This window comes from Ligilactobacillus sp. RTP31139st1_D10_RTP31139_211217 (assembly GCF_040226755.1).
Taxonomy (GTDB): Bacteria; Bacillota; Bacilli; order Lactobacillales; family Lactobacillaceae; genus Ligilactobacillus; species Ligilactobacillus animalis.
On sequence record NZ_JBCOAR010000006.1, the window covers coordinates 1 to 23,893 of the forward strand.

22 protein-coding genes are annotated in these 23,893 nt (G+C 39.9%); 18 read left to right on the top strand and 4 right to left on the bottom strand.

From position 1 onward, the window contains the following. The 17 genes from ABT996_RS04775 to ABT996_RS04855 form a co-directional block, all read left to right on the top strand. A partial coding sequence (locus ABT996_RS04775; RefSeq protein ID WP_349924632.1) for a YfhO family protein occupies positions 1 to 1,235 on the top strand: 1,235 nt, incomplete at its 5' end. Beyond that, complete coding sequence (locus ABT996_RS04780; protein ID WP_035446765.1) at positions 1,235 to 2,167, top strand: glycosyltransferase family 2 protein; 933 nt, start codon at positions 1,235 to 1,237, stop codon at positions 2,165 to 2,167. The genes ABT996_RS04775 and ABT996_RS04780, both read left to right, overlap by 1 nt. 196 nt (positions 2,168 to 2,363) lie before the next feature. Then, a complete protein-coding gene (locus ABT996_RS04785) occupies positions 2,364 to 4,037 on the top strand; it encodes a putative glycosyltransferase family protein (RefSeq protein ID WP_035446767.1) in 1,674 nt (557 codons plus the stop codon). Positions 4,038 to 4,063: 26 nt separating this feature from the next. Then, positions 4,064 to 5,044: a glycosyltransferase family 2 protein gene (locus ABT996_RS04790; protein WP_035446769.1), complete on the top strand. Its 981-nt coding sequence runs from the start codon at positions 4,064 to 4,066 to the stop codon at positions 5,042 to 5,044. A gap of 41 nt (positions 5,045 to 5,085) precedes the next feature. Continuing rightward, on the top strand, positions 5,086 to 5,466 hold the full coding sequence (locus tag ABT996_RS04795) for a GtrA family protein (protein WP_035446895.1): 381 nt from the start codon (positions 5,086 to 5,088) through the stop codon (positions 5,464 to 5,466). Positions 5,467 to 5,481: 15 nt separating this feature from the next. After that, on the top strand, positions 5,482 to 6,636 hold the full coding sequence (locus ABT996_RS04800; protein ID WP_035446771.1) for a hypothetical protein: 1,155 nt from the start codon (positions 5,482 to 5,484) through the stop codon (positions 6,634 to 6,636). A gap of 142 nt (positions 6,637 to 6,778) precedes the next feature. Continuing rightward, the gene (gene glf, locus ABT996_RS04805; RefSeq protein WP_005918852.1) at positions 6,779 to 7,894 is read left to right on the top strand and encodes a UDP-galactopyranose mutase; all 1,116 of its coding nucleotides are present in this window, start codon (positions 6,779 to 6,781) and stop codon (positions 7,892 to 7,894) included. Between the two features lie 2 nt (positions 7,895 to 7,896). Beyond that, positions 7,897 to 9,324 carry a flippase gene (locus ABT996_RS04810; RefSeq protein WP_035446775.1) on the top strand — a complete coding sequence of 476 codons (1,428 nt, stop codon included), beginning with the start codon at positions 7,897 to 7,899 and terminating at the stop codon, positions 9,322 to 9,324. A gap of 86 nt (positions 9,325 to 9,410) precedes the next feature. Next, a complete protein-coding gene (locus ABT996_RS04815) occupies positions 9,411 to 10,445 on the top strand; it encodes a glycosyltransferase (RefSeq protein ID WP_035446777.1) in 1,035 nt (344 codons plus the stop codon). Between the two features lie 2 nt (positions 10,446 to 10,447). After that, complete coding sequence (locus ABT996_RS04820; protein ID WP_035446779.1) at positions 10,448 to 11,629, top strand: hypothetical protein; 1,182 nt, start codon at positions 10,448 to 10,450, stop codon at positions 11,627 to 11,629. A gap of 82 nt (positions 11,630 to 11,711) precedes the next feature. Then, the gene (locus tag ABT996_RS04825; protein WP_035446781.1) at positions 11,712 to 12,587 is read left to right on the top strand and encodes a beta-1,6-N-acetylglucosaminyltransferase; all 876 of its coding nucleotides are present in this window, start codon (positions 11,712 to 11,714) and stop codon (positions 12,585 to 12,587) included. A gap of 13 nt (positions 12,588 to 12,600) precedes the next feature. Beyond that, positions 12,601 to 13,641: a glycosyltransferase gene (locus tag ABT996_RS04830; protein WP_035446783.1), complete on the top strand. Its 1,041-nt coding sequence runs from the start codon at positions 12,601 to 12,603 to the stop codon at positions 13,639 to 13,641. Between the two features lie 280 nt (positions 13,642 to 13,921). Beyond that, complete coding sequence (locus tag ABT996_RS04835) at positions 13,922 to 14,710, top strand: DUF4422 domain-containing protein (protein ID WP_081797058.1); 789 nt, start codon at positions 13,922 to 13,924, stop codon at positions 14,708 to 14,710. Positions 14,711 to 14,756: 46 nt separating this feature from the next. Continuing rightward, the gene (locus ABT996_RS04840) at positions 14,757 to 15,371 is read left to right on the top strand and encodes a sugar transferase (protein ID WP_052006307.1); all 615 of its coding nucleotides are present in this window, start codon (positions 14,757 to 14,759) and stop codon (positions 15,369 to 15,371) included. Continuing rightward, entirely contained in the window at positions 15,371 to 16,378 is a 1,008-nt protein-coding gene (locus tag ABT996_RS04845) for a glycosyltransferase family 2 protein (protein WP_225361377.1), read from the top strand. The genes ABT996_RS04840 and ABT996_RS04845 overlap by 1 nt, the downstream gene beginning before the upstream one ends. An 11-nt stretch (positions 16,379 to 16,389) precedes the next feature. Then, positions 16,390 to 17,313 carry a glycosyltransferase gene (locus tag ABT996_RS04850; protein ID WP_035446787.1) on the top strand — a complete coding sequence of 308 codons (924 nt, stop codon included), beginning with the start codon at positions 16,390 to 16,392 and terminating at the stop codon, positions 17,311 to 17,313. A gap of 16 nt (positions 17,314 to 17,329) precedes the next feature. Next, entirely contained in the window at positions 17,330 to 18,325 is a 996-nt protein-coding gene (locus ABT996_RS04855) for a glycosyltransferase family 2 protein (RefSeq protein WP_035446789.1), read from the top strand. Positions 18,326 to 18,431: 106 nt separating this feature from the next. Here ABT996_RS04855 and ABT996_RS04860 read toward each other — a convergent pair whose 3' ends face one another. From ABT996_RS04860 to ABT996_RS04875, 4 genes are all read right to left on the bottom strand, one after another. Next, a complete protein-coding gene (locus tag ABT996_RS04860; RefSeq protein WP_052006298.1) occupies positions 18,432 to 19,184 on the bottom strand; it encodes a glycosyltransferase in 753 nt (250 codons plus the stop codon). A 59-nt stretch (positions 19,185 to 19,243) separates the two neighbouring features. Further along, positions 19,244 to 21,046 carry a heavy metal translocating P-type ATPase gene (locus tag ABT996_RS04865; RefSeq protein WP_035446791.1) on the bottom strand — a complete coding sequence of 601 codons (1,803 nt, stop codon included), beginning with the start codon at positions 21,044 to 21,046 and terminating at the stop codon, positions 19,244 to 19,246. A 285-nt stretch (positions 21,047 to 21,331) separates the two neighbouring features. Then, a complete protein-coding gene (locus ABT996_RS04870) occupies positions 21,332 to 22,195 on the bottom strand; it encodes a DegV family protein (protein ID WP_035446793.1) in 864 nt (287 codons plus the stop codon). 118 nt (positions 22,196 to 22,313) lie between these two features. After that, complete coding sequence (locus tag ABT996_RS04875) at positions 22,314 to 23,045, bottom strand: hypothetical protein (protein WP_035446795.1); 732 nt, start codon at positions 23,043 to 23,045, stop codon at positions 22,314 to 22,316. A gap of 282 nt (positions 23,046 to 23,327) precedes the next feature. Here ABT996_RS04875 and ABT996_RS04880 point away from each other — a divergent pair, with 282 nt between their 5' ends. Further along, positions 23,328 to 23,840: a sigma-70 family RNA polymerase sigma factor gene (locus tag ABT996_RS04880; RefSeq protein WP_052006300.1), complete on the top strand. Its 513-nt coding sequence runs from the start codon at positions 23,328 to 23,330 to the stop codon at positions 23,838 to 23,840. Positions 23,841 to 23,893 lie beyond the last annotated feature (53 nt).

The window sequence follows — 23,893 nt, forward strand, 5'->3', positions numbered from 1 at the left end:
AACGTTATCAAAAATATATAGTGCTTGCGCTATGTTTAGTAGTCGGTAGTGAGCTTAGTTATAACACATACTTGTTGACAAAAGATATGTTTAGTGAGGTCAGTGGCTACCGAAGTTATGTCAAACAACAACAGGCACAGATCGCTGCGTTGAAAGAATATGATCCTGCGATCTATCGGATCAGTCAGACGAAAGCCAAAGGCGAAGATATTAACGTTAATATAACGGCCAACTATAATGAGGCTTACGGCTTTAACTATTGGTCACTAGCGTCATATATTTCAAGTCCAAGTGGCATGCAGTTGAAGACATTAGCTGATATGGGGTATCGGACAGAAGGCGAGCGGATAAGTGTTGTCAACACATCGATCTTACCGACAGATGCCTTTTTAGGTGTGAAATATGTTCTTTCACCATATCCGATCAAGGGTTTGGAGAAAGTGTCATTGCCGAGTGCAGCTGAAAAAGATGTCTATCAAGATCCATATGCTTTGCCATTAGGATTTGTAACTAAGGGAGTAGCCCAGGCACCTCAAGGGCAAGATCCTTTTGAATATACAAATGAAGTTTATACCAAAGCAATGGCTGAGCCGGTAAAACTCTTTGAGCCACTGTCATATACGCAGGTGCAGACAGCTAACGGGATTCGGTATGAATTTAAGCTCCCACAAGGTAATTATAGTGTATATGGTTCGCTTCCTTGGAATTGGGGCGTTGATGGAACAAAACTAGATCTAAACGGCAAGCTTCAACAAGTATATAGTAGGTGGCTTTCTCCAAGTGTATTTTATGTGCCAACTGCGGATAGCCAAGGCTATGTTGAACTTCAGACCAATGATCTAAATGCGTTTCATGCGCCACAATTATATTTATTGAACTTAGATCAGTTATCTAAAGTAACGACTGAGATCAAGCAACAAAGTGATCATGTCAAAGCTAAGGTAGTGAATGGTAAGGCTAATTTTGTGGTAGAGAATGCTCAAGCTGATCGCTACTTGCAGACGACGATCCCATATGATAGCGGGTGGCAAATAAAATTAAATGGAAAAGAAGTTATGCCTAAACTATTAGACGATACACTAATAGCACTTCCCTTGGAAAAAGGAAGAAATAATATTACAATGGAATATCATGTAGTACACTTGAAATTAGGTGCTTTATTAACATTAATAGGCGTCATTTTGTTAAGTAGTACTTGGTATTTAATGAGAAAGGGTAGTCAAGGGAGAAAATAATGACAAAAAAATTATCGATCATTGTACCTTGTTATTTTGAAGAAGAATCAGTACCGCTATTTTATGAAGCGGTCGAGAAAATAAAAGATAAATTAAAAAATATCGAACTAGAATACTGGTTTGTAAATGATGGTTCCACGGATAATACCTTAAATGAGATGCAAAAATTACAGACCCGAGATCCAGAACATGTCCACTATGTTTCTTTTTCACGTAATTTTGGTAAAGAAGCAGCCTTGTATTGTGGTTTACGCGAAGCTACTGGTGATTACGTGACCGTGATGGATGTTGATCTGCAAGATCCACCGGATATGTTGCCACAGATGCTTGAGATCTTGGAAACTACCGACTATGATTGTGTTGGAACGCGCCGTGTAGACCGTTCGGGTGAACCACCGATCCGTTCATTTTTTGCGCGAATGTTTTATAAATTGATCAATAAGATCTCTGATACCGAGATCGTCGATGGGGCGCGGGATTTTCGTTTGATGACACGGCAAATGGTCGATGCAATCCTTGAAATGAGTGAATATAATCGCTTTTCCAAGGGGATCTTTAGCTGGGTCGGTTTTAAAACGAAATATTTAAACTACGAAAATCAAGAGCGAGTCGCTGGGGAAACTAGCTGGAATTTCTGGAGCTTATTTAAATATTCAATCGATGGGATCGTGAATTTTTCACAGTTTCCACTGGATATTGCGGCCTTTATTGGCTTTATCTCTTCAGTTATCTCAGGACTAGGGATCTTATTTATTATTGCCCGTTACCTACTTCACGGGGACCCAACTAGTGGCTGGGCATCAACGATCTGTATCATGCTGTTTATCGGTGGGGTCCAACTGTTTTGTTTAGGGATCGTTGGTAAATATATCGGTAAGATCTTTACTGAGGTCAAAAATCGACCGGTTTATATCATCAAAGAAAAGAAGTAGTGGAACTCGAAAAAAGTTTATGAATAGAAACGGTTTAGGAGCAATGTTTTTTGACCGCGGGCTCCTAAGCTGTTTTCATTTTATTGGAATTTTTGGAGCTTGTTTTATTTATTGAAATCTAGGCAGACAGTTGGAATATGCAAAAATTCAAAGTATAATAGTTGTAAATATTATAGGTGAAAGTGAGTTTTATGGGATGTTAAAAGTATTGAAGAAATACGATAACATATGGATCGTAGCATTTTTAATGCTACTTAGTGTAGTCTTTGTAATTCCTTTACAAGCACAGCACCAAATTTATATCGGTGATGATATGCCATACCATATCAATCGGATAAAAGAGTTGGTTGCCAATATATTACAAGGAAATTATTTTCCACAGTTGTATACATATAATTTTAGAGAAACAGGCTTTTTATTAGGAGCATTTTATCCGCAAATTACGCTATATCCATTTGCCATAGCGAGTCTTATCTTAAAGAGTACGGTAAATGGTGTTTATGCGGGGCTAGCTTTTTATAGTTTCTTATCGATGTATTTCATGTATTTAGTAACGAATAAGATTTATCGGCGTAAAGATATTGCATTGATCAGTGCTGTTATTTATGGCTTTTGTGCCTATCGTGCGATCGATGCTTTCGTACGTTTTGCACTAGGTGAATACTTGGCGATGGCCTTTATACCGCTAGCATTATATGGGCTCTACGCAGTCATGTTTGGAAATGAAAAAGATTGGCCTTATTTAGGACTTGGTTTATCGTTTATCCTATTATCACACGTATTAAGTACATTCTTATGTGTTTTGATCATGGCAGTGCTATTTTTAGTTGGCTTTTATTGGATGACAGATAAGAAAAAACGTCTATTTAAAATGGGCTATGCAGTGGTTTTGTTTGGGGCAAGTTCTGCTATTTATTTGGTGCCGTTTTTACAACAACAGCTGTATCAAAAGTATGATCAGCCCTCACCAGCTAATTTGGCAACCACCGCTTTTCCGTTAGATCGGATCTTTTTAGTTTCGCTATCCAATAGTTTTGAGAGAAGCGGTCTCTATAGTATCGGCTTAGTACTCTTATTGGTGATCATTTTTGGCTACATCAATTTTAATAAATTAAGTAGATTTTCTAAAATGAGTCTAGTTGTTGGATCTGTGATCTTTGTGGTATCATCCAATGTTTTTCCATGGGAAGTAATGATGAATACTCCCGTTAAAGTTATTCAGTTTCCTTTTCGACTATCAGCATTTGCATCAGTTCTTTTAGCTTTTACAGGTGGTGAACTTTTCAGCAAGATCTTGCCGGATAGTAAGTTGAGAAAAGTAGGGACTGTTGGGATCGCAACGGTCGTAATGTTAGGAACTTGGTATTCAGGAACGAAGCAATTTATTAATTCACCGACAGCAACGACGGATGATAACTTTATTGATGTCAGAGTTTATACTGGCGATAAGGATAAAAGCCATTATTGGTATTTAGACCAATATAATACGAAAAAAGCAGTTGAAAATTTTGATGATATCTTTTATCACCAAGCGACTGTTGATGGTAAAAAGTATAGTTTACAAAAAATAGTAGCGATCCCAGACGGATTGAAATATAAAGATAAAATCCTTGAGAAAAAGCAGCAGATCGTGTTGCCGATATCAAATTATAAAAATCTGCATGTATATCAAGGAAACAAAGAATTAGCGCATCAAGAGAGCGCAACGGGTATGATAATGATCAAGGACACTCATGCGGGAGCTATAACAGTTAAATACGAAAAATCATTGATCGATAAAATGTCAGTCACAGTAAGCGTGATCACTTGGCTCGGGATGCTGGTGCTCATGATCGCAAAAAAGTTTTCCAAGAAAAAGACTGATAATTAAATTTGATTTAGGGGGATGCAAAGAAGATGCAAGATGCGGAAATGCTAACGATCATCGTTCCTTGTTATAATGAGGAGGAAGTATTACCTGAGACTGTAAAAGAATTGGGAGCTGTTTTGGAAAAAATGATCCAGGACAAAAAAGTCAGTTCAGAAAGTAATATTTTATTTGTCGATGATGGTAGTAAAGATAGAACTTGGGAGCTTATCTCAAAATACAGCAGTGAACTTGGATATGTTTCAGGTCTGAAGTTTAGTCGTAATTATGGACATCAAAATGCGTTGCTGGCAGGAATGACGACGGCAGTTGCTTACGCTGATCTGTTGATCACGATCGATGCTGACTTACAAGACGATATCAATGCGATCCCAAAGATGGTCGAAAAATATCATGAAGGCGCTGATGTCGTTTATGGGGTCCGAAATAGCCGGAAGACAGATACGATTTTCAAACGGCGAACTGCTTTGACTTTTTATGCCTTGATGAAAAAACTAGGTGTTGATCTGGTCCCGGATTCTGCCGATTATCGCTTATTGAGCAAACGGGCAACTGAAAGTCTGTTACAGTTCGATGAAAGAAATTTGTTTTTGCGTGGCATGGTCCCACTGGTTGGCTTTAAGAGCGCTAAAGTATACTATGCTCGCAAGGAAAGATTTGCAGGAGAGTCTAAATATCCACTCAAGAAAATGATAAAATTTGCGTTAGATGGAATAACTTCATTTTCGGTGGTACCGATCAAGTTGATCATGGGACTGGGATTTGTGATCTCTATTGTGGGGATCGCCATGTTTATCTATACAATCATTCAAAAAGTTTTAGGAAATGTGATCAGTGGCTGGACTTCCTTGATGACCTCGATCTGGGTACTCGGTGGAGTGCAGTTGATCTGTATCAGTGTTATCGGAGAATATGTTGGAAAGATATTTACTGAAGTTAAACATCGCCCACGGTATACAATTGAAATTGATGACTATAGCGGTAAATTCAAGAATAAAAATAAGGACTGATAATTATCATTAATAAATTGAAAAATCTATTTGATGCCACGATGCTGAAATTTATTTTAGTTGGGATCGTTAATACAGCCTTTGGGATGGGGATCATGTTTGTTTTCTATAACTTTTTCCATTTCAGTTATTGGGTCTCATCGGCTTCGAATTATATTTTTGGCAGTATTTTGAGTTATTTTTTGAATAAGCATTTCACATTCCAAAATAAATCCAAGAGTTTAGCGACCGTGATCAAGTTCACTGTAAATATCACTGTGTGCTATCTGATCGCTTATGGAGTGGCTAAACCACTTGCTGTGTGGGCCTTTAGTGGTTTCGACGCACATGTGCAAAATAACGTAGCAATGTTGGCTGGATCAGTCTTTTTTGTGGGCTTGAATTATCTAGGACAAAGATTTTGGGCCTTTAAAGAAGAATAGTTAGGAGGCTGTTTGGTGCTTGAAAAATTAGCGTTACACAAAGATAACCTGGGAAATCAGCTCTACATGTTTTGTTTTAGCCTGTATTTGATCGTTAATTTTATGGCAGGTACGACACTCTCACGGGCGTTAGGTCTAGGTGCGATCGTTGTTTTATTACGTTTATCACAATTAGCGGCATTATTGGTTTTTTGTAAGATCATCTTCTTTGATCACCATAAATTCAATACGATCCTAGCGATCTTAGTTGGGGCTTGTTTTTTGTTTATCGTTTGCAAACAAGCGCATGAGCTGGATCCATTTTTTATGTATCTATTTATCATTGGTGCATATGGAATAAATTTTAAACAAATTTTAAATAAATATATTTTAGTCGTCTTATCGATGCTCCTATTGGTCTATGCGGCTGCGGCCTTAGGGCTTGTTCCGAATAATATCATGTGGCGTGAAGGGGCAGGCGTGGTCCGAGCTGGTTTAGGTCTAGCAACACCATCTGATCTGGCGGCGCATGTCTTCTATTTGATGCTGGCCTTTGCGCTAGTACGGGATTTTATTTTCTCACGTCAAGAGATAGGATTTATGGCCTTGATCGCAGTCTTGATCTTTGCGGTCACTAACAGTCGGCTAGATGCAGTATTGATGCTGTTGTTGTTACTAGCAATGTACTTTAGGAGGCCAGTTTTTAAAGCCATTAAATTTATCGGTGTTAAAGGTGCGAGTGCGCTTGTAGTTCTTTATGCTTTTGGAAACTTATTACTGACGTATTTTTTTGATCCCTATGATCCAGTTTATGCACAACTTGACGCTTTGTTATCAAGACGACTGTTGTTTGGAAATATGGCGTTTGAAAAGTACCCGATCCACTTATTTGGCCAATACATCTATCAAAATGGCAACGGAGATCCGCGGGGCTTCGTAGTTTATTACTTTATCGATTCTGCGTATGTTCAAGCACTGATGATGTTTGGGGTCGGCTTTTTATTGTTTATGTTAGGGTTGCTAGTCTATTTGCTTTATCGCGCGTTTAAAAAGCAATACTATGGCTTGGCGATCGCGATTTTATTGATCGTTTTGAGTATGGCGGTCAATCATCATTTCTGGCATATATCGTATAATATCAGTTTATTAGCCTTATTAGCGGTTTTACCTCCAGTATCCGATACTGAATAATGTTTAATTTCTTAGCCTACTTTGTAAGAAAGTAGGCTAAGTTTTTTTTCTGTGGTATAATGCAAAAGGAATTACCGTCATTGTGACGGCTTTTTGTTTAATTAGACGAGATAAATCAGATATCTTTGGAGGAGTACATATTATGTCTAAGTATTTAGTTGTTGGTGCAGGACTTTTTGGGGCTGTCTTTGCCAATGAAGCGGCTAAGCGTGGCCATGAAGTTACAGTGATCGAAAAGCGTGACCACTTAGCGGGAAATATTTATACGAAAGAAGTCAATGGGATCCAAGTACATCAATATGGCGCACATATTTTCCACACTTCAAACAAAAAAGTTTGGGATTACGTGAACCAATTTGCTGAATTTAACCGGTATACGAATACCCCAGTGGCAAATTATAATGGCGAGATCTATAACTTGCCTTTCAACATGAATACTTTCAATAAGCTTTGGGGAGTAGTCACACCTAAAGAAGCGCAAGCAAAGATCGATGAACAACGTGCTGTTTTGAACGGTAAGACACCCGAAAACTTGGAAGAACAAGCTATTTCGTTGATCGGTACCGATATCTATGAAAAATTGATCAAGGGTTATACTGAAAAGCAATGGGGGCGTAAGGCAACTGAATTGCCAGCCTTTATCATTCGCCGTTTACCGGTACGTTTGACTTACGATAACAACTATTTCAACGATGATTATCAAGGGATCCCAGTTGGTGGCTACACACAGATCGTGGAAAAGATGTTAGATCACGACAACATCACCGTCAAAACCAATACTGATTTCTTTGATAACAAAGACCAATACTTGAGTGATTACGATAAAGTCTTATTCACTGGGATGATCGATCAATTCTTTGATTATAAACTAGGTGAATTAGAATATCGGAGTTTACGGTTTGAGACTGAAACCTTAGACGTTGATAACTATCAAGGTAATGCGGTCGTTAACTACACCGATGCTAAGACACCATATACACGGATCATTGAGCATAAGCACTTTGAATTTGGTAAAGGTGATAAGAATAAGACCGTTATAACCCGAGAATATCCTGCTGATTGGAAACGGGGCGATGAACCATACTATCCAGTCAACGATAAGAAGAACAATGCGCTTTATACTAAATACCAAGATCTAGCTAAACAAGAAGCTCAAAATGTGATCTTTGGTGGACGTTTAGGGCAATATCGTTATTACAACATGGATCAAGTGATCTCGGCCGCTTTGACCACAGTTAAACAAGAATTTGGTGATTAAAGATGAAAGTTCTCCGCAACTATTTATATAATGCGGGCTACCAAGTGTTAGCGATCATCGTACCGTTGATCACAAGTCCTTATATCAGTCGGGTCTTACATGCGTCAGGGGTCGGCGATAATGCTTATACTAACTCGATCATTCAGTACTTTGTCTTGATCGCCGGGCTAGGTGTTGGTTATTACGGGAACCGAGAAATTGCTTATGTCCGTGAAAACCGGCAAAAGATGTCAGAAACTTTTTGGGAGATCCAGATCTTAAAAACCTTGACGACATTGGTAGCTTATTTTGCATTTGTGATCTTTTTGCAGTTCTATACCGAGTATACTGAATATCTTTGGATCCAATCGATCAACATTATTGCTGTTGCCTTTGATATTTCATGGCTATTTATGGGGATCGAGGACTTTAAGAGTACGGTCATTAGAAATACCGTGATCAAGATCAGCTCGATGATCTTGATCTTCACCTTTATTCGGGATGCCAATGATGTTGGCTTATATATCTTTATCGTAGCTGCGTCAGCTTTAGTGGGCAACTGGGTCTTATGGCCATATCTACGCAAGATCTTGGTACCCGTGAAATTACGCCAATTACACCCGCTAAGACATTTTAATCCGACCGTATCATTATTTATTCCACAAATTGCAACGTCGGTTTATCTCCAACTCAACAAGACGATGCTAGGGGCGATGGTCGGCTCGAAATATTCTGGTTTTTATTTCAATGCTGATCAGATAGTTAAAATGGTCTTAACGTTGGCGACTTCACTAGGAACGGTAATGTTGCCACATATGGCCTCGGCCTTTGCTAAGGGCGATCATAAGCGCGTCAATCAGATGCTTTATACTTCATTTGACTTTATTTCGTTGTTATCCGTGGCGATGACATTTGGTCTAGCAGCTGTTTCTTTGCAATTAGGACCGTATTTTTATGGTAAGGGCTTTGGACCGGTTGGGTTAGCAATGTTGATCGAGTCAGTCGTTATTTTGCTGATCGCTTGGAGCAATACTGTGGGAACGCAGTATCTTTTACCAACGAATAAAGTTAAAGCTTTTACGACGTCGGTAGTTTTAGGGGCACTCTTTAATATCGTGGCTAATTTACCGTTTATTTACTTCTGGGGGTTAAATGGTGCGATGTATGCAACAGTTCTCTCTGAATTAGTAGTAACGGGTTATCAGTTGTGGTATATCCGTGATATTGCTGATTTCAAGCAGATGTTTATCAATGTGCCTAAGTATCTTTTGGCGGGAATAGTGATGTTTATCCCTGTTTTTGCAATGAGCAATTTGATCAAGACAAGTATTTTGTCGATCGGAAGCGAAGTGGTGTTAGGCGTCATCATCTATATGGTCATGATCGTCTTATTAAAACCAACTTCTTTGACGCAAGTAACCGCAATGGTCAAACAAAAATTCAACAGATAGAGGGATGCGGTAGGAATTCAAGCCTATCGCATTTTTGAATATGCTATAATTTAGGAGTCAATTAACTGAATAAAGGAATAGATAAGATGAACAAGTATATCATAACGGTCGAAAATTCCCAAGCTAACAATGCCGGACCTAAAGCCAAGGCTGATGTTGAGCAATTTTTGACGGAAACTGATTATCAAACATTACCGCTAAAAGTCACTTTGGATCCAGAAGATAAGAGTTTCGGGGCTAAGTTAAAAAAGATCTATTACGGTAAATACTATATCCCTAAGATGTTGCAACAAAGTCAAGCAGATGTGATCTTGTTGCAATATCCGATCTACTCTGCTTATCTGACAAATGAGCTGTTTAAAGCGATCAAGCAAAAAACAAAGGCAAAATTGTATTTATTGATACATGACATTGAGACTTTGCGCTTGTTTGGTGGCGATAAAGCCCAAAGTCAAGCCGAGTTAGCACTGTTCAAACAAGCTGATGGGATCATCGCCCATAATGCTAAGATGCGTAGTTGGTTGGAAGAACAAGGCGTGAATGTCCCGATCGTTGAATTGGGATTATTTGACTACTATAATCCAACGCCTTTAGTAGAGCAGCGGCCTTTTGCCAAGAGTGTGGTATTTGCGGGGAATCTAGCCAAAGCTGATTTTTTGAAAAAAGCAGCGACCTTGGATTTTGAACTGACACTTTTTGGACCAGCGCCAGCTAAAACTTACCCTGAACCGCTCAAATATGCAGGGGTCTATCCTCCTGATGAGTTAGCCAAACATTTCTCACAAAATTTTGGCTTAGTGTGGGATGGTGATAGTTTGCTGACATGTAATGGCGTGTTTGGTGAATATATGCGCTACAATGATCCCCATAAGGTCTCGCTTTACTTGAGCAGCGGTCTACCTGTTATCATGTGGAAAGAGGCTGCCTTAGCTGAGTTTATCGTGACGCATAATGTGGGTTTTGTGGTCGAAAGCTTAACTGAAGTAGGCAATGTGTTAGGACAAATGACACCAGAACAGTACCGTGAGATGCAACAAAATACCTTGGCTTTAGCACAAAAATTACGCCAAGGTCGCTTTATTAAAACTGCGATCAAAAAACTAGATAGTTTGGAAGGATAACCATGGATAGAGTTGAAGATTTAAGAAATAGTTTTAGTAATAAGCTTTTACAAAAAGTCCCTAATTTGGGAAGCATTATTTACTTTGTGAGTTTTACATGCTATTTATTTGCGATGTCGTTGAAAGGCACGATGCTAGTTAATTTTTTGCTCTCAGAAAGAGCATTGTTTTATTTATCGATCATTCCAGCCTTTTTTGTCACTTTGAAGATCATTTTTTTAGATGACCATAAATGGCAAGATTTAACGATCTTCATGTTATTGGAGATCATATTATTTGCAGTTGGAACCAATGCAAATGAATATCAGATCTTTTACCTGTTGTTCTTTATTGTTGGGGCTAAAAACATTGACATTGACAAGATATTGCAGTTGTTTATTTGGGTCAATCTACTTGTGATCGCGCTATCACTGATCTTTGCGTTGAATGGAAGTGTCCGCAATGTGATGATCACGCGAGCCGGTTCACCTGCAGTACGTTATTCATTAGGAGCTGTTTATCCTACTGATCTAGCGGCGCGCGGTTTCTTTATGATGTTAGCTTATACGGCGCTCAAACGGTTCAAACTCAATATAGCCGAGTATATTTCTTGTTTAGCTTTGACGGCGCTAATTTACTTTGTGACTGATACGCGGATAGATCTTTTATTGATGCTATTTTTGCTGATCTGTGTAGCGGTCTATCCTAAGTTGAGCCCACTCTTTGCTAAAATACCAGCATATTTACTCGAGGCGTTCACTATTTTATATGCACTAGCCATCATTTTGATGGGATATTTCTACCATCCGGGTTTTTGGCCACTAGAAAAGATCAATAGTTTTTTGTCAGGTAGATTGATCTTAGAGAGAGTAGCCTTTGATAACTATAATGTACCTTTGCTGGGTCAATATATCTATCAAAACGGCTTTGGCGGTGGTTTTAAAGTTGTAGATTATTTTTATATCGACTCTTCATATGTTAGAACGCTAATGATGCATGGAATCATTATTTTTGCTTTACTGTTCGTACTGTTCTACCTACTATTTACACGTTTCCGCCAAGAGAAACTCTACTATTGGAGTATCTGTCTACTGTTAGTCGTTTTGACGGCAGGGATCGATCAGCATATGTGGGATGTCTCCTATAACTTTGTCTTTTTGGCGCTTTTTGCCAACTTGAATAGGCCAAGGCAATTGGTTGCTTAGCCCTTATTTTTTAGGTAAGATACGATAAGATACTAATTTTAGAAAGGAACAACTAAGCCAGTCGTGTTTAGTTAGGTAAGCGATGCAAGCCATTTTACTTTTGGCTCATAAAGAAATGCCGTTGATCAAAGAATTGACGCAAAAGCTCAGTAAGTCGTTTGAGATCTACATCCATTTTGATACCAAAATGCAACTTTCTGCAGCGGATGAGGCTTTTCTAAAAGAGCATAAGATCCACTATATTTCTGAGGTAAAAGTTAATTGGGGTAGTTGGAGTATCGGGGAAGCAACTGTTAGATTGATGCGATTAGCTTTAAAAAATCCCGCGATCAGTTATTTTCATATTATTTCGGGACAAGATTGGGTCGCAGCCAACGTTGAAGAACTCTATCAGCATTTTGAAAATGATTCTAAGATCTATCTGGTTTATGAAAAAGCTGCTGAGGTCAAAAAAAATGGGGAACCGATCATTTGGTGGCAAAAATACTACTTTAATTATGACCGTGTAAACCGGCGAAGTACGTTTGGGAAGATCTATCATCGTTTATTGATCTCAACGCAGACGTTACTACGGGTGGATAAATTCAAACGTTTAGGGATCAAAGAAGAGATCTATGCTGGTGCTAATTGGGCTGATCTACCACGTGATACGGTTGAATATTGTTTAGAATATCTCGATTCACATCCAAAATTTTTGCAAATGCTCAAAACAGGATGCTTTTCGGATGAATTTTGGATGCAGACGATAATTTGCAATGAGCCCCGTTTCAAGGAACGGTTGATCAATGGAAATTATCGCTATATCAAGTGGGAAGAAAAACACGGGAGTTATCCGGCCATTTTGGATGAGGAGAATTTAGCTGAGATCCAACAAGGAGATTATTTCTTTATTCGCAAAGTCGAAGCCAAACATTCCAGTGAACTATTGCGCCAATTAGACCGCATCAATAAAAATTAGTGAGGAAACAGGAATGAAACTGAAATTTTTATGCACAAAACTATCTGGAACTGGGGGAACTGAGACAGTTTTAGTTAAAGTTTTGAACCACTTAGTCACCCAAAATGAAGTTGAGCTCGTTTTGGCAGATGAGCCAGTGAAATATGAGTGGTTAGATAAATTGGATCAAAAGATCAAGGTCAAGATCTATGCGGGACGGTTTGAAAAGCTCATCAAGGTCGCACAGTTATTTCTCAGTGCCGATAAGAATACCTGCTTTATCTCACTGAGTCCTAAGATAATCAAGTTAGGTGCTAAGATCAAGCAGCTCTTACATAAGCACTATACTTTGTTATCATGGATCCATTTTTCCTTAGCCGACCAAGATATGTTTGATGCAGCTAATACGATCCCGCTAGCTGATGGCCATTTAGCGATCAGTTCACCGATCAAATCAGAATTGATGAAATATGGTGTTCCAGAAGAGAAGATCCGGCTAGTCTATAATCCGATCGAACCAGAGTCAGCAGAGTTACCGAGCTACGCAGACGACAAACCGCATTTCTTTTACGCTGGGCGGCTGATGTTGTCGGGGCAAAAAAATCTCGGTGAATTACTGACAGGAGTCGCGCACTTCGATGGGGCCTTATTAGATATGTATGGAACTGGCGTGGATGCGAAGAAGTGTGAGCACAAGGCGAATGAACTTGGAATTGCCGACCGAGTGACCTGGCATGGTTGGACGCCCGATCTATGGCAAAAGATCAAGCAACGGCCAACTGCTTTAGTGATGACTTCGACTTATGAGGGGCTTCCTATGATCATGCTCGAAGCGATCGCACGCGGGATCCCGGTGGTGTCTAGTCGCTTTAATGGTTATCGTGATGTGTTAAAGGATGGAGAAAACGGCTTTACTTATGATGTTGGTGATCTGGCAGGGTTAGAGCAGGCTTTACATGCAGTAGCTCAAACCACCTTTGAACCCCAAGCGGTCAAGCAAAGTATCGCTCCGTTTTATTTAGAGAATTATTTTGCTAATCTAGAGCAAGCCTTAGTGGAATTAGCTAGAAATTGATCAGCTATACTAGAGTGAAAAACGATGCGGTCAGGGCCGTATGAATAGAGGGGTCTCACTATGATCTTGCATCGTAGTGAGACCACTTTTATTTACTAGACGAGATATGGCTCAGCTGTCGCGTTGATATAGAAGAGTAGACTTATGTCACAGCCTATTTCGCTATATCCAAAAAAATTGTTAAAGAGTTTTAGCTTGATTGCAAAGTTACCTAGATATAGCTATAATGTTAGGAGTAATATTAGTCTGTAGATAATGATCACAGAAGAAAGAGGACGCTTTGAAAGCTGAAGTATATGTTGTAAGTCATAAAAAAACAAAAATGCCAAAAGATGAAATTTATCTTCCTTTACAAGTAGGTAAAGATCCAGAAGATTTTAAGGGATTTTTGCGCGATAATACTGGAGATAATATTTCAGCTAAAAATGAAAACTATTGTGAATTGACCGCACAATATTGGGCTACTAAGAATAGGACTGCTGATGTCAAAGGTCTAGTTCATTATCGGCGCTTCTTTTCTAACGGCAAGCGTAATTTTTTTGCCAGTGTAGATAAGAAGTATCAAGATATCATGACGCCTGAGACCTTGCAAAAAGCTCTTCAAGAGCATGATATGATCTTGCCTAAAAAGCGCAATTACTATATTGAGACGTCATGGTCACACTATGAACATGTTCATCATATCAAAGATCTTGAAACAACGCGGCAAGTGTTAGTAGAGAGGTACCCTGATTATGTACCGTTCTTTGATCAAGCGGTCAAGCGTCGTTCAGTACACATGTTTAATATGATGATCGCCAAAAGTGAGTTATTTGATGCTTACACTACTTGGCTGATCGATGTATTGGCGGAAGTAGAAAAACGTACCGATATTAGTGACTATACACCGTATGAGAAGCGGATCTATGGTTTTATCAGTGAATTATTATTGGATGTTTGGGTCGATAAAAATCAGATTAACTATGTCGAGTATCCTGTAATGTTTATGGGAAAACAGAATTGGGTCAAGAAGATCAGTTCGTTTTTGATCAGAAAAATAACCGGGAAGCCTTCCCGCCTAGACAACTAGTGTCCTGCAAAAAGGAGATGAGATTTTGGACAAAGGTATCAGTAAAATGATATATCTAGTAGTAAAGCGACTCTTTGACATAGTAGTTTCGCTTTGCGCCTTAGTTTTTGTAGTACCACTGACATTTGTGATCTGGTTGATCGATAGCTTTGGTGAGAATAAGGGACCAGTTTTTTACAAGCAAAGACGGATCGGTAAAGATCATCGTCCGTTCTATATTTACAAATATCGTTCGATGATCGTTGATGCTGATAAAAAGCTTAAGGAAGATAAGGCTTTATATGCATTGTATGTAAAAAATAGCTATAAACTTCCACCAGATAAAGACCCACGGATCACAGGCTTTGGACGCTTTTTGCGTAAATCGTCAGTGGACGAATTGCCCCAATTTTTCAATATCTTAAAGGGTGATATGTCACTGATCGGTCCAAGACCTGTTGTTGAAGAAGAATTGGCACAATACGGTGACCGAGTAGATAAATTTTTATCGGTAACACCTGGTGCTATGGGATATTGGCAAGCCTCGGGAAGAAGTACCGTTCATTATCCTGAGCGTTGCGACCTTGAATTGTATTACGTTGACCATGCTTCATTATGGTTTGACATAAAGATTTTATTTAGAAACATTATCAGTATCTTTAAAACAGAGGGTGCCTACTAATGAATGAACAGATGACACAGGAAAAACCATTAGTCAGTATTATCGTGCCAGTCTATAACGTTGAAAAGTATCTACAGGCTTGCTTAGAGTCACTAGCTCGCCAAACCTATCCTGCGCTTGAGATCATTTTGATCGATGACGGTAGTACGGATTCTTCGGGCAAAATGTGCGATGAATTTGCGCAAAAAGATCCGCGCTTTAAGGTGGTCCATCAAGCTAACGGCGGTCTGTCCAACGCTAGAAATCATGGTATACAACTGGCACAGGGCGAATATTTAACATTTGTCGATTCTGATGACACAGTAACAGCGGACTATGTGACCTTTTTGTATGAATTATTGGAGGCAAAAGGGTTCAAATCACCGATGTCGATCTGTGCGTTGAATAACGTTTATTTGGCGACTGGTGTTGAGAAAAATGACGGCAATGGTTTAGTGACCACTCTTAGTGGGAAAAAAGCGATCGAGATGATGTGTTATCACGATCTAGTTGATACCTGTGCCTATGCTAAATTAGCTAAAAAAGAGTTATATGAGACAGTGGCTTTCCCTGAAGGCAAGATTTTTGAAGATATTGCAACTACATATCAATTATTTATGCAATGTAATTCGATCGAGTGTGGTTTTTTGCCCAAATATAACTATATGCTACGAGCTGGATCGATCACGACCTCGGGCTTTAATGCAAAGAAATTAGAGTTATTAGAAATGACTGATCAGATGGCACAAGATGTAGTGGCGCGCTATCCTGATCTAGCTTCTGCAGTCAAACGGCGTCAAGTATATGCACGCTTTAGTACACTAAATCAGATGCTAGACGTTACAGTGCCTGATCTAGTAGCAAAGAGAAATGCGATCATCAAGTATCTGAAAGCCAATCGAGCCCAGGTAGTATCTGATCCTAAGACACCAAAGAGAGACAAATTGGGTTATCTTATGTTGAAATTTGGTTTTCCAATGTATAAAGTCGCTTGGAAAAATTATCTCAAGGTCAAGGGCCAACGCTAAGAGGTGACTAGATGAAAATATCAGTTGTAGTTTCAGTTTTTAATGGTGAAAAATATATCAGCGAGCAGTTGGATTCATTACGTCATCAAATACGGCGCCCCGATGAAGTCTTATTGTTTGATGATGGAAGTAGTGATAAGACTCCACAGATAGTTACCGACTATATCACTAAATATTCGCTAGCTAATTGGAAATATACGCGCAATCCTGAAAATAAGGGATGGCGACGTAACTTTATGGAAGGTATGTGGGCTGCAAGTGGAGACCTCGTCTTTTCTTGTGATCAAGATGATATTTGGCATCAGGATAAGTTAAAGATCATGAGCGAAGTGATGGAAAATTCCCCGCAGATCAGCTTATTGACTTCAAACTATGAGCTCTTTTTTGAGGATGGTAGTCACAAAGATGGCTTCAAGCAAAATGATGGCAGTGTAAGTCAGATCCCGTTGAAGAATAATTATTTATTAGTTGGACGTCCCGGGTGTACCCATTGCATTCGAAAAGAGCTCTTAGATATTGCACGGAAGTATTGGCGTCCAGAATATCCGCATGACGCTTTATTGTGGCGTTTAAGCTTGTTTAGTGATGGCTTGTATAACTATAATGGCAATTTGATAAGATGGCGTAAACACCAAAATAGTGCCTTTACCAAGGAAAGCCGAGATCTAAAATCTGTTGCGGCAAAGAAAAAGTGGATCCAAACCGCGCGTGCATTTGATGATACTTTACGCGAGTATGTAAATAGCAGTGAGATCGCTGATAAAACCACTAAGTTAAGAGTTTTAGACCGCAATGATCGATGGCTTGCGGTCAGAGAGCGATTTTATCTGAGAAAAAATCCTTTAGTAGGTGTGAAGTTAGCGACTTACTGGGATTGCTTTCCGCGTTATCGCCAATATTTAGGTGATTGGTATTTGATCTATCTCAAACACTAAGAAAGAAGGCAGAATTATGATCTCAGTCGTTATGGCGACCTATAATGGTGGAAAATACATTGAACGACAACTAACAACCCTATTAGAACAAACCCGTCGACCAGATGAAGTGATCATTTGTGACGACGTTTCGACTGACAATACTGCTCAGTTAGTGCAAAAGTTTATCAAAGAGCACAGCCTTTCTGATAAGTGGCATTTTTCGATCAATGAAAAGAATCTAGGTTACCGCAAGAATTTTGCGCAAGCTTTGGCAAAGGCTACAGGAAACTATATCTTTTTAGCTGATCAAGATGACGAATGGCATGCAGATAAACTAGCCAAGATGACCGCTTTGATGCAACAAAAGCCGGAGATCAAAGCTTTAAACTGTGCTGTACAATTGATCGATGCTAACGGCAAACCGCTCAACTTGCCTGAGAATAAAGCTTTTTATAACGCTGGTTTTATTTATTCAAAAACACCTTTAGCTAAGTTGACCGAATTCAATGCCAATGCGATCATGCGTAATAATATTTCGCCTGGCTGTACAATGCTGATCCGCAGTGAGTTACGCGATATCTTGGTGGAAGAATATCAAGCAGAGATGCCACATGATTGGTATTTGAATTTAATGGCAGCTTTAGATCATGGCTGTTATTTCTTAAATGAAGAACTTATCGGTTATCGGATCCATGAAAATAATACTTTAGGTGCTTCGACCGACACGCGGTGGCAAAAGGTGTTAGCCAAGTTTGATGTCAGTGAGAAGATCGCTGAACAAGAGGATAATTTATGTGCACTAGACAATTTGGTGCAAGCGTTAAAATTGACCGATGCACCGGAAGTTCTATATTTAGAGGAATATTACGGAACGCGCTTGGCATATTATAAGCATCCTAGTTTAAAAACTTTGGCTAAGTTGAAACGTTATCCAGAGTACCGCGCTGATTCTAAATTGCGTGGGCGTTTATGGGATTATGCTTTAGCCTTACATTTAGAAAAAATGATCGCTAGAATAGCAACAAAATAAAGTGTGTACGATAGTGTAACGCTTAGTAAATAACGCGGGCCCCATCACGATGATCATGATGGAGCCCGCGTTATTTATCTAGTGCTGATCGTATTATCGAACACACTTATTTTTTTAGCAAATATTTTAGATACATCTTAGCGAGATAGGTATTGACGAAAATTTTAGCGCCTAAACCACGGGTCGGCCAACGTTTAACGGTCGTGTTGATCGAAGCCGTCTGTGCTCGATATTCCTTGATCAACTGTCTAACTTGAAGTGTGTAGCGAAAATCTTCAGACTTACCATCAGAAGTATGCCAGATAGCAGCCGGGACGACGTAATTTTCACGCTGGTCTTTTTGCGCCAAGAGACATTGTTCTACCGCATAAAGATGCCAGCCTTCCTTCGCTGGAAAAGGCTGCTTTTCCCAGTAGTCACGGGCAATGACAAAGAAACATTCGTCTAAAGTTTGGACTGGAGTAGGACCAGTGATCGGACGTCCAACATGTTCTTTATGGTCGCCGTGGATGATCGTTGTCAAAATAATCCGATCATTATCGACTAATTCTTGAGGGCTTCCCGCAATACCAGCAACACCAAAATCTTTGGGAAGTGATCTGACCTGGTCTAAGACATCTTTTAAGGCATGCTCATTTAAGAAACGAATATCTGGGTGTAGGAAAACTAGATATTGTCCCTTAGCTTTTTTAGCAGCATCATTAAAAGCTTTGCGGGCAGAGTTGTATTCATTATTTTCATTGTTGATGCGGATCAATTCATAGTCAACGCCAGTTTGTTTCTCTAATCCAGATTTGAAAGCTTGATAGACGTCTTCTTTGTTGACGATAGTGATCAGTGAATATAGTGGATCGGTCATATTAGTTCCTCTTCAATCAGTTTAATTACTAATATTTTACTACAATCCCAGTTAAATAACTATTTTTCATGGGAATAGCGAGCCCGCAAGCCCCAAAGGATCGAAACGGTGTCGATGACTTCTTGAAACATTGCGCCTACGATCGCGGGGATCCACCCGGTGCTGGCAACTAACATTAAGAAGACACAGATGAAGATCCCGATCAACACAGCTTGGCGTGCAATGCGTAAAGTATCTTGGGCGATCTCAACGGCTTTAGCGACTTTTAGCAGGTCATCTTTTAAGATCACGACATCAGCTGATTCACTGGCTGCTGTAGCTCCATGGGCCCCCATAGCGATCCCGACATCAGCGACGGTCAATGAAGGTGCATCGTTGACTCCATCACCGACCATGATGACCGGATGTTCACTTTCAGGTACTGTCTTTAAAGCCTGGATCTTTTCTTCAGGCAATAATTTTGCTCTGACATCATCGATCCCGACTTCTTTAGCGATCGTTTGGGCAATAGCTTGTTGGTCACCAGTTAACATCATCAAGTGTTTAACTCCATGGTCGCGTAAAGCTTGCATCGTTTGCGCAGCTTCGGGACGTAATTTATCGATAAAGGTGATCACTCCGATATATTGGTCGTTTAAACTGATATAAACACAAGTTTGCGTCGTTTCAGCGATCTTGGCTGTTGGAGCCACAAATGAAGCCTTTCCGACTTTGACGGTCTGACCAGCGATCTGTGCAGTGACCCCGTTACCTGTAACTTCAGATAATTGCTGAACTTCTAATAACTTGACCTCATGTTTAACAGCATAATTGAGCAATGAACGGGCTAGGATATGACCTGAAGATTGTTCGGCACTAGCTGCATAACCTAAAAGCTCTTCTTTGGTCGTACCGGCCACGGGTTTGATCTGATCGACAAAGAGTCGACCGCTAGTGATCGTACCGGTCTTATCAAAGGCAGCTGTTTTGGCTGTGGCCATCTTTTCCAAGACGTTCCCAGTTTTGACCACGATCCCGTTACGTGACGAACGGCTCATCCCGGACACCAAAGCCACTGGAGCAGCTAAGATCAACGGACAAGGTGAAGCTACGACCAAAACTTCGGCAAAGCGCACAGGATCTTTGGAAACAAACCAAGCGATCCCAGCGATCACAAAGGCGATCCCAGTAAATGGAACGGCATAGCGGTCAGCCATTCGGACAAAATGAGCGGGTGTGCTGTCGGCTTGTTTGACTAATTGGATCAAGCGCTGATATTGACTATCTTTAGCGAGTTTATCAACTGTCATCGTTACTGCAGAATCACCATTGATCGAACCAGAATAGATAGTATCGCCGATATTTTTAGTGATCGGTCTAGATTCACCGGTCAAGCTCGATTCATCAAACATGCTACTGCCTTTGATGACATGGCCATCGACTGGGACGGTCTCACCCGGTTTAACGACCAATTGATCGCCGATATTAGCTTCATCGACTTTGATATCGACAAGTTTATCAGCCACGACTTTGTGAGCGGTCTGGGGTGAATTATCGAGTAAGGCTTTTAATTCGGTATGAGCCTTTTTAGAAGCATAGTCTTCGAGCGAATCGCCACCGACTAACATGATCAAAACGATCATCGCTGCCCAATATTGGCCGACAGCAAGTGTCGCAGCGACCGCAGTGATCGCTAGGAGATCGACACCATAGCTGCCTGAGCGTAATGTTTTGATCATTTCTTTTAACATGGATAAGGCAATCAAAGTTCCGGTGGTAGTAATGATGATCTGCGCGACTAAACTAAGGCCAAAGCCAAATTCTAAGATCGCTGAGACCACCGCGATCGCAATGATCAAGCCTAATTTTGTTGAATGTTTCATAATTAACATCCCCTCATAAAAAATAATTTCAGTTCTACTTTACTTAAACCGTAACACCAAAAATAACTAAAGTAAATTAGAATCGTTCTAAATAATAATAGTTCTCAATTAGCGGGGATAAAACCTTGATTTAATAGGGTTTGTGTATTCAGGTAAAAATAGTGTAATTGAAAAAGGTTATCAATTAGAAGGCTCGATGTATAAAAAGGCATAAAATGTATATTGATACAAAAAAGCAGCCACCCAATACATATGTATCGGGTGGCTACTTTTATCTATATGGTATTAAGCGTCAGTTTTTTCAGGCTTTTCTGCCAAAGTGATCACACCCACGGCATTCAAACCGGTATGCGTCATGATGATCGGACTGGTCAAACGAGCTAGATAACTGGCATCGCTATTTTCTGGTAAGATCGTTTCTTTGATCTTTTCCAAAAATTCAGGATCAGTCCCGACATTTGAAAGCGAAAGAGCTTGGATCGGATTATCTTTGTGTTGTTCTGCTAATTCTTTGCAATGCTTGATAAAAGTTTTACGACTGCGGCCTTTTGTGAAGACATCAAGGCTGTGTTCATTTAAGCGGACAATGATCTTCAAGTTGATCAATTTTGTCAAGGCCCCGGCAAAGCGACTCACACGCCCACCAGCAACCAAACAATCGAGATTATCGACTAACACATCAACTGTAGTCCGTGAATAGATATCAGCACAGTGTTCTTTGATCTCTGCGATGGTTTTGCCTTCACGGGCGTCTTTAGCAGCAGCTAGAACTTGGAAAGCAAGACCACGGTCCGTTGATTTACTGTTGATCACGGTAACGTCAGCATCTGACATGTCAGCAGCACTGAGCGCTGTTTCAAATGTCCCGCTCAAAACATCGGAAATCAAGATCGCTAAGACTTGGCTTCCGTTTTTGCCTAATTCATTGAAGGTGTCGATGAACCGTCCCATTGCTGGTTGACTTGTCTTAGGGATGTTACCCTTACGTAATTGTTCCACGAGTTCTTCACGGCTGATATCCTCACCATCGATGTAGTTCTTACCATTTACTTCCACTGATAGGGGGATGATCGTAATGTTATTTTCTTTTATTTCTTCAGGTGTCAATTGGACAGATGAATCCGTAACGATTTTGATCGGTTTTGTCATAGTATATTTAACTCCTTGGATCAAGCTCTATAATATTAATCATTTCCATTATATTATAACTTTTATGGCTTGTGAACCAATAAGAAATAGGATCCAAGTCTAGCAAAATCAAGTATTTTTAGAGATGGTCGTATTTTTGCCTGAGGTGATCTTTGATGAGTTTAGCTTCATTTTCTGTTGTGATCCCATGTTCGCGATAGATCAAGCTGATGACCATCAATAAGTAATCATCAAAGAGCGTGGCCAGTGAGAACGTACGCTCGAGTTGCTCGTCTAAATAATATAAAGGTGTAGTCTTAGTAGTCAGGTCAAAAGCACTACTTAGCTCATGGATGAGTTGGCGCAGGCGATAATAGATGGTAGCAGTTGTTTTCAAGTTGCAAAGATAAGTCTTTTTATTGATAGGCAAGATAAAACGAGTCTTAGGATCGTGGTCAAAGATAATAGCGATGTGGGTGGGATCGACAAAATAGTTGTAATCGACGTGATCGAGTCTGAGCCAACTAGTTGGATGGCGAGTGTAGCCGCTTAGCGGGACAAGTAAGATCTTTCCCCAAACGTAAGGCAGACAAGGGGGCTTTTTAGCAAGGGGGCTGATAAGGCAACGGGCCAGTAAAAGCCCAACCGGTTGGCGTTTGATAAATTGATTGACTAGACGGGTGGATTCCTTGTCACTGATGATGACTCCGCGTTTGGCGTCTAAGATCAAGGAGCGACAATTTTTGAGCCCAAGATCATGACAATCCCAGAGCAAAAGCGAGGTCTGCGTATCTAAAGTTGCATCAGCATCAAAATATCCTTGACGATAGAGCGCATGTACGCCATTTAGGTCTAGAAAGACGGTTTCCATAAAAATTCTCCTCCTAAAAATTAAGTAAATTTACACAAAATTCAAGTTATTTCAATACTTCAAAATTATTTGGAAGTATTTTTCAAACTATAAAAAAATTCATTTGTGCTATAGTAGCTGATGAATAGTTTGGACTCCAGCATAACAGGCTTTATGCGGAGTAAAAAAGCTACATGCAGGATTTTGTCGTTGAGATGCAGGTTTTGTTTGATATGATCTGGTCGTATGCTAAAAACAGTTTAGGGCCCTAGACCAAACTTTTAAGCAAGGGAAGTCTAGTTGATGTATGAAACAGGATTTGCATATTTGTTGCAAGCAGAACGTGAGAAAGTTATCTATGGTGTATTGAAGCGTTTGAATGTGTCCCGTCAAAGTCCCGATTATGAGGATCTAGTAGTCGAGGGGCAGATCGCTTTTGCTCAGGCTTATTGTGCTTATTGCCAAACACATGACAGTGTTACAGAGGAAGCAGTAATGCCTTACCTCTATCAGAAGGTCAAGTGGCGTCTGTTAGACCTATTGTGCAAGCAGACGCGAACTAAGCAAAGGGAATGTGGGTTGCCAGAGAATGTTGATGAACTATGGGCGATGATCCCGCTGAGCTTTGAAAACGTTATGACTGATGAGTTAGTGTTAGAATTATGGAATACGTGCACACCAAATGAGCAGAAATTTTTAGCTTTAAGGTTAGAGACAGGACTATCATTGACTGAAATAGCAAAAATACTGGCAGTTAGTCGCAAAACGGTGTATAAATATAGGTGGAGTATTTTGCATAAATTGACAATATTATAGAACTAAAATAATAGTTAACTTTTTTCTGTAATGAAAGTGTAATTGAATTTATA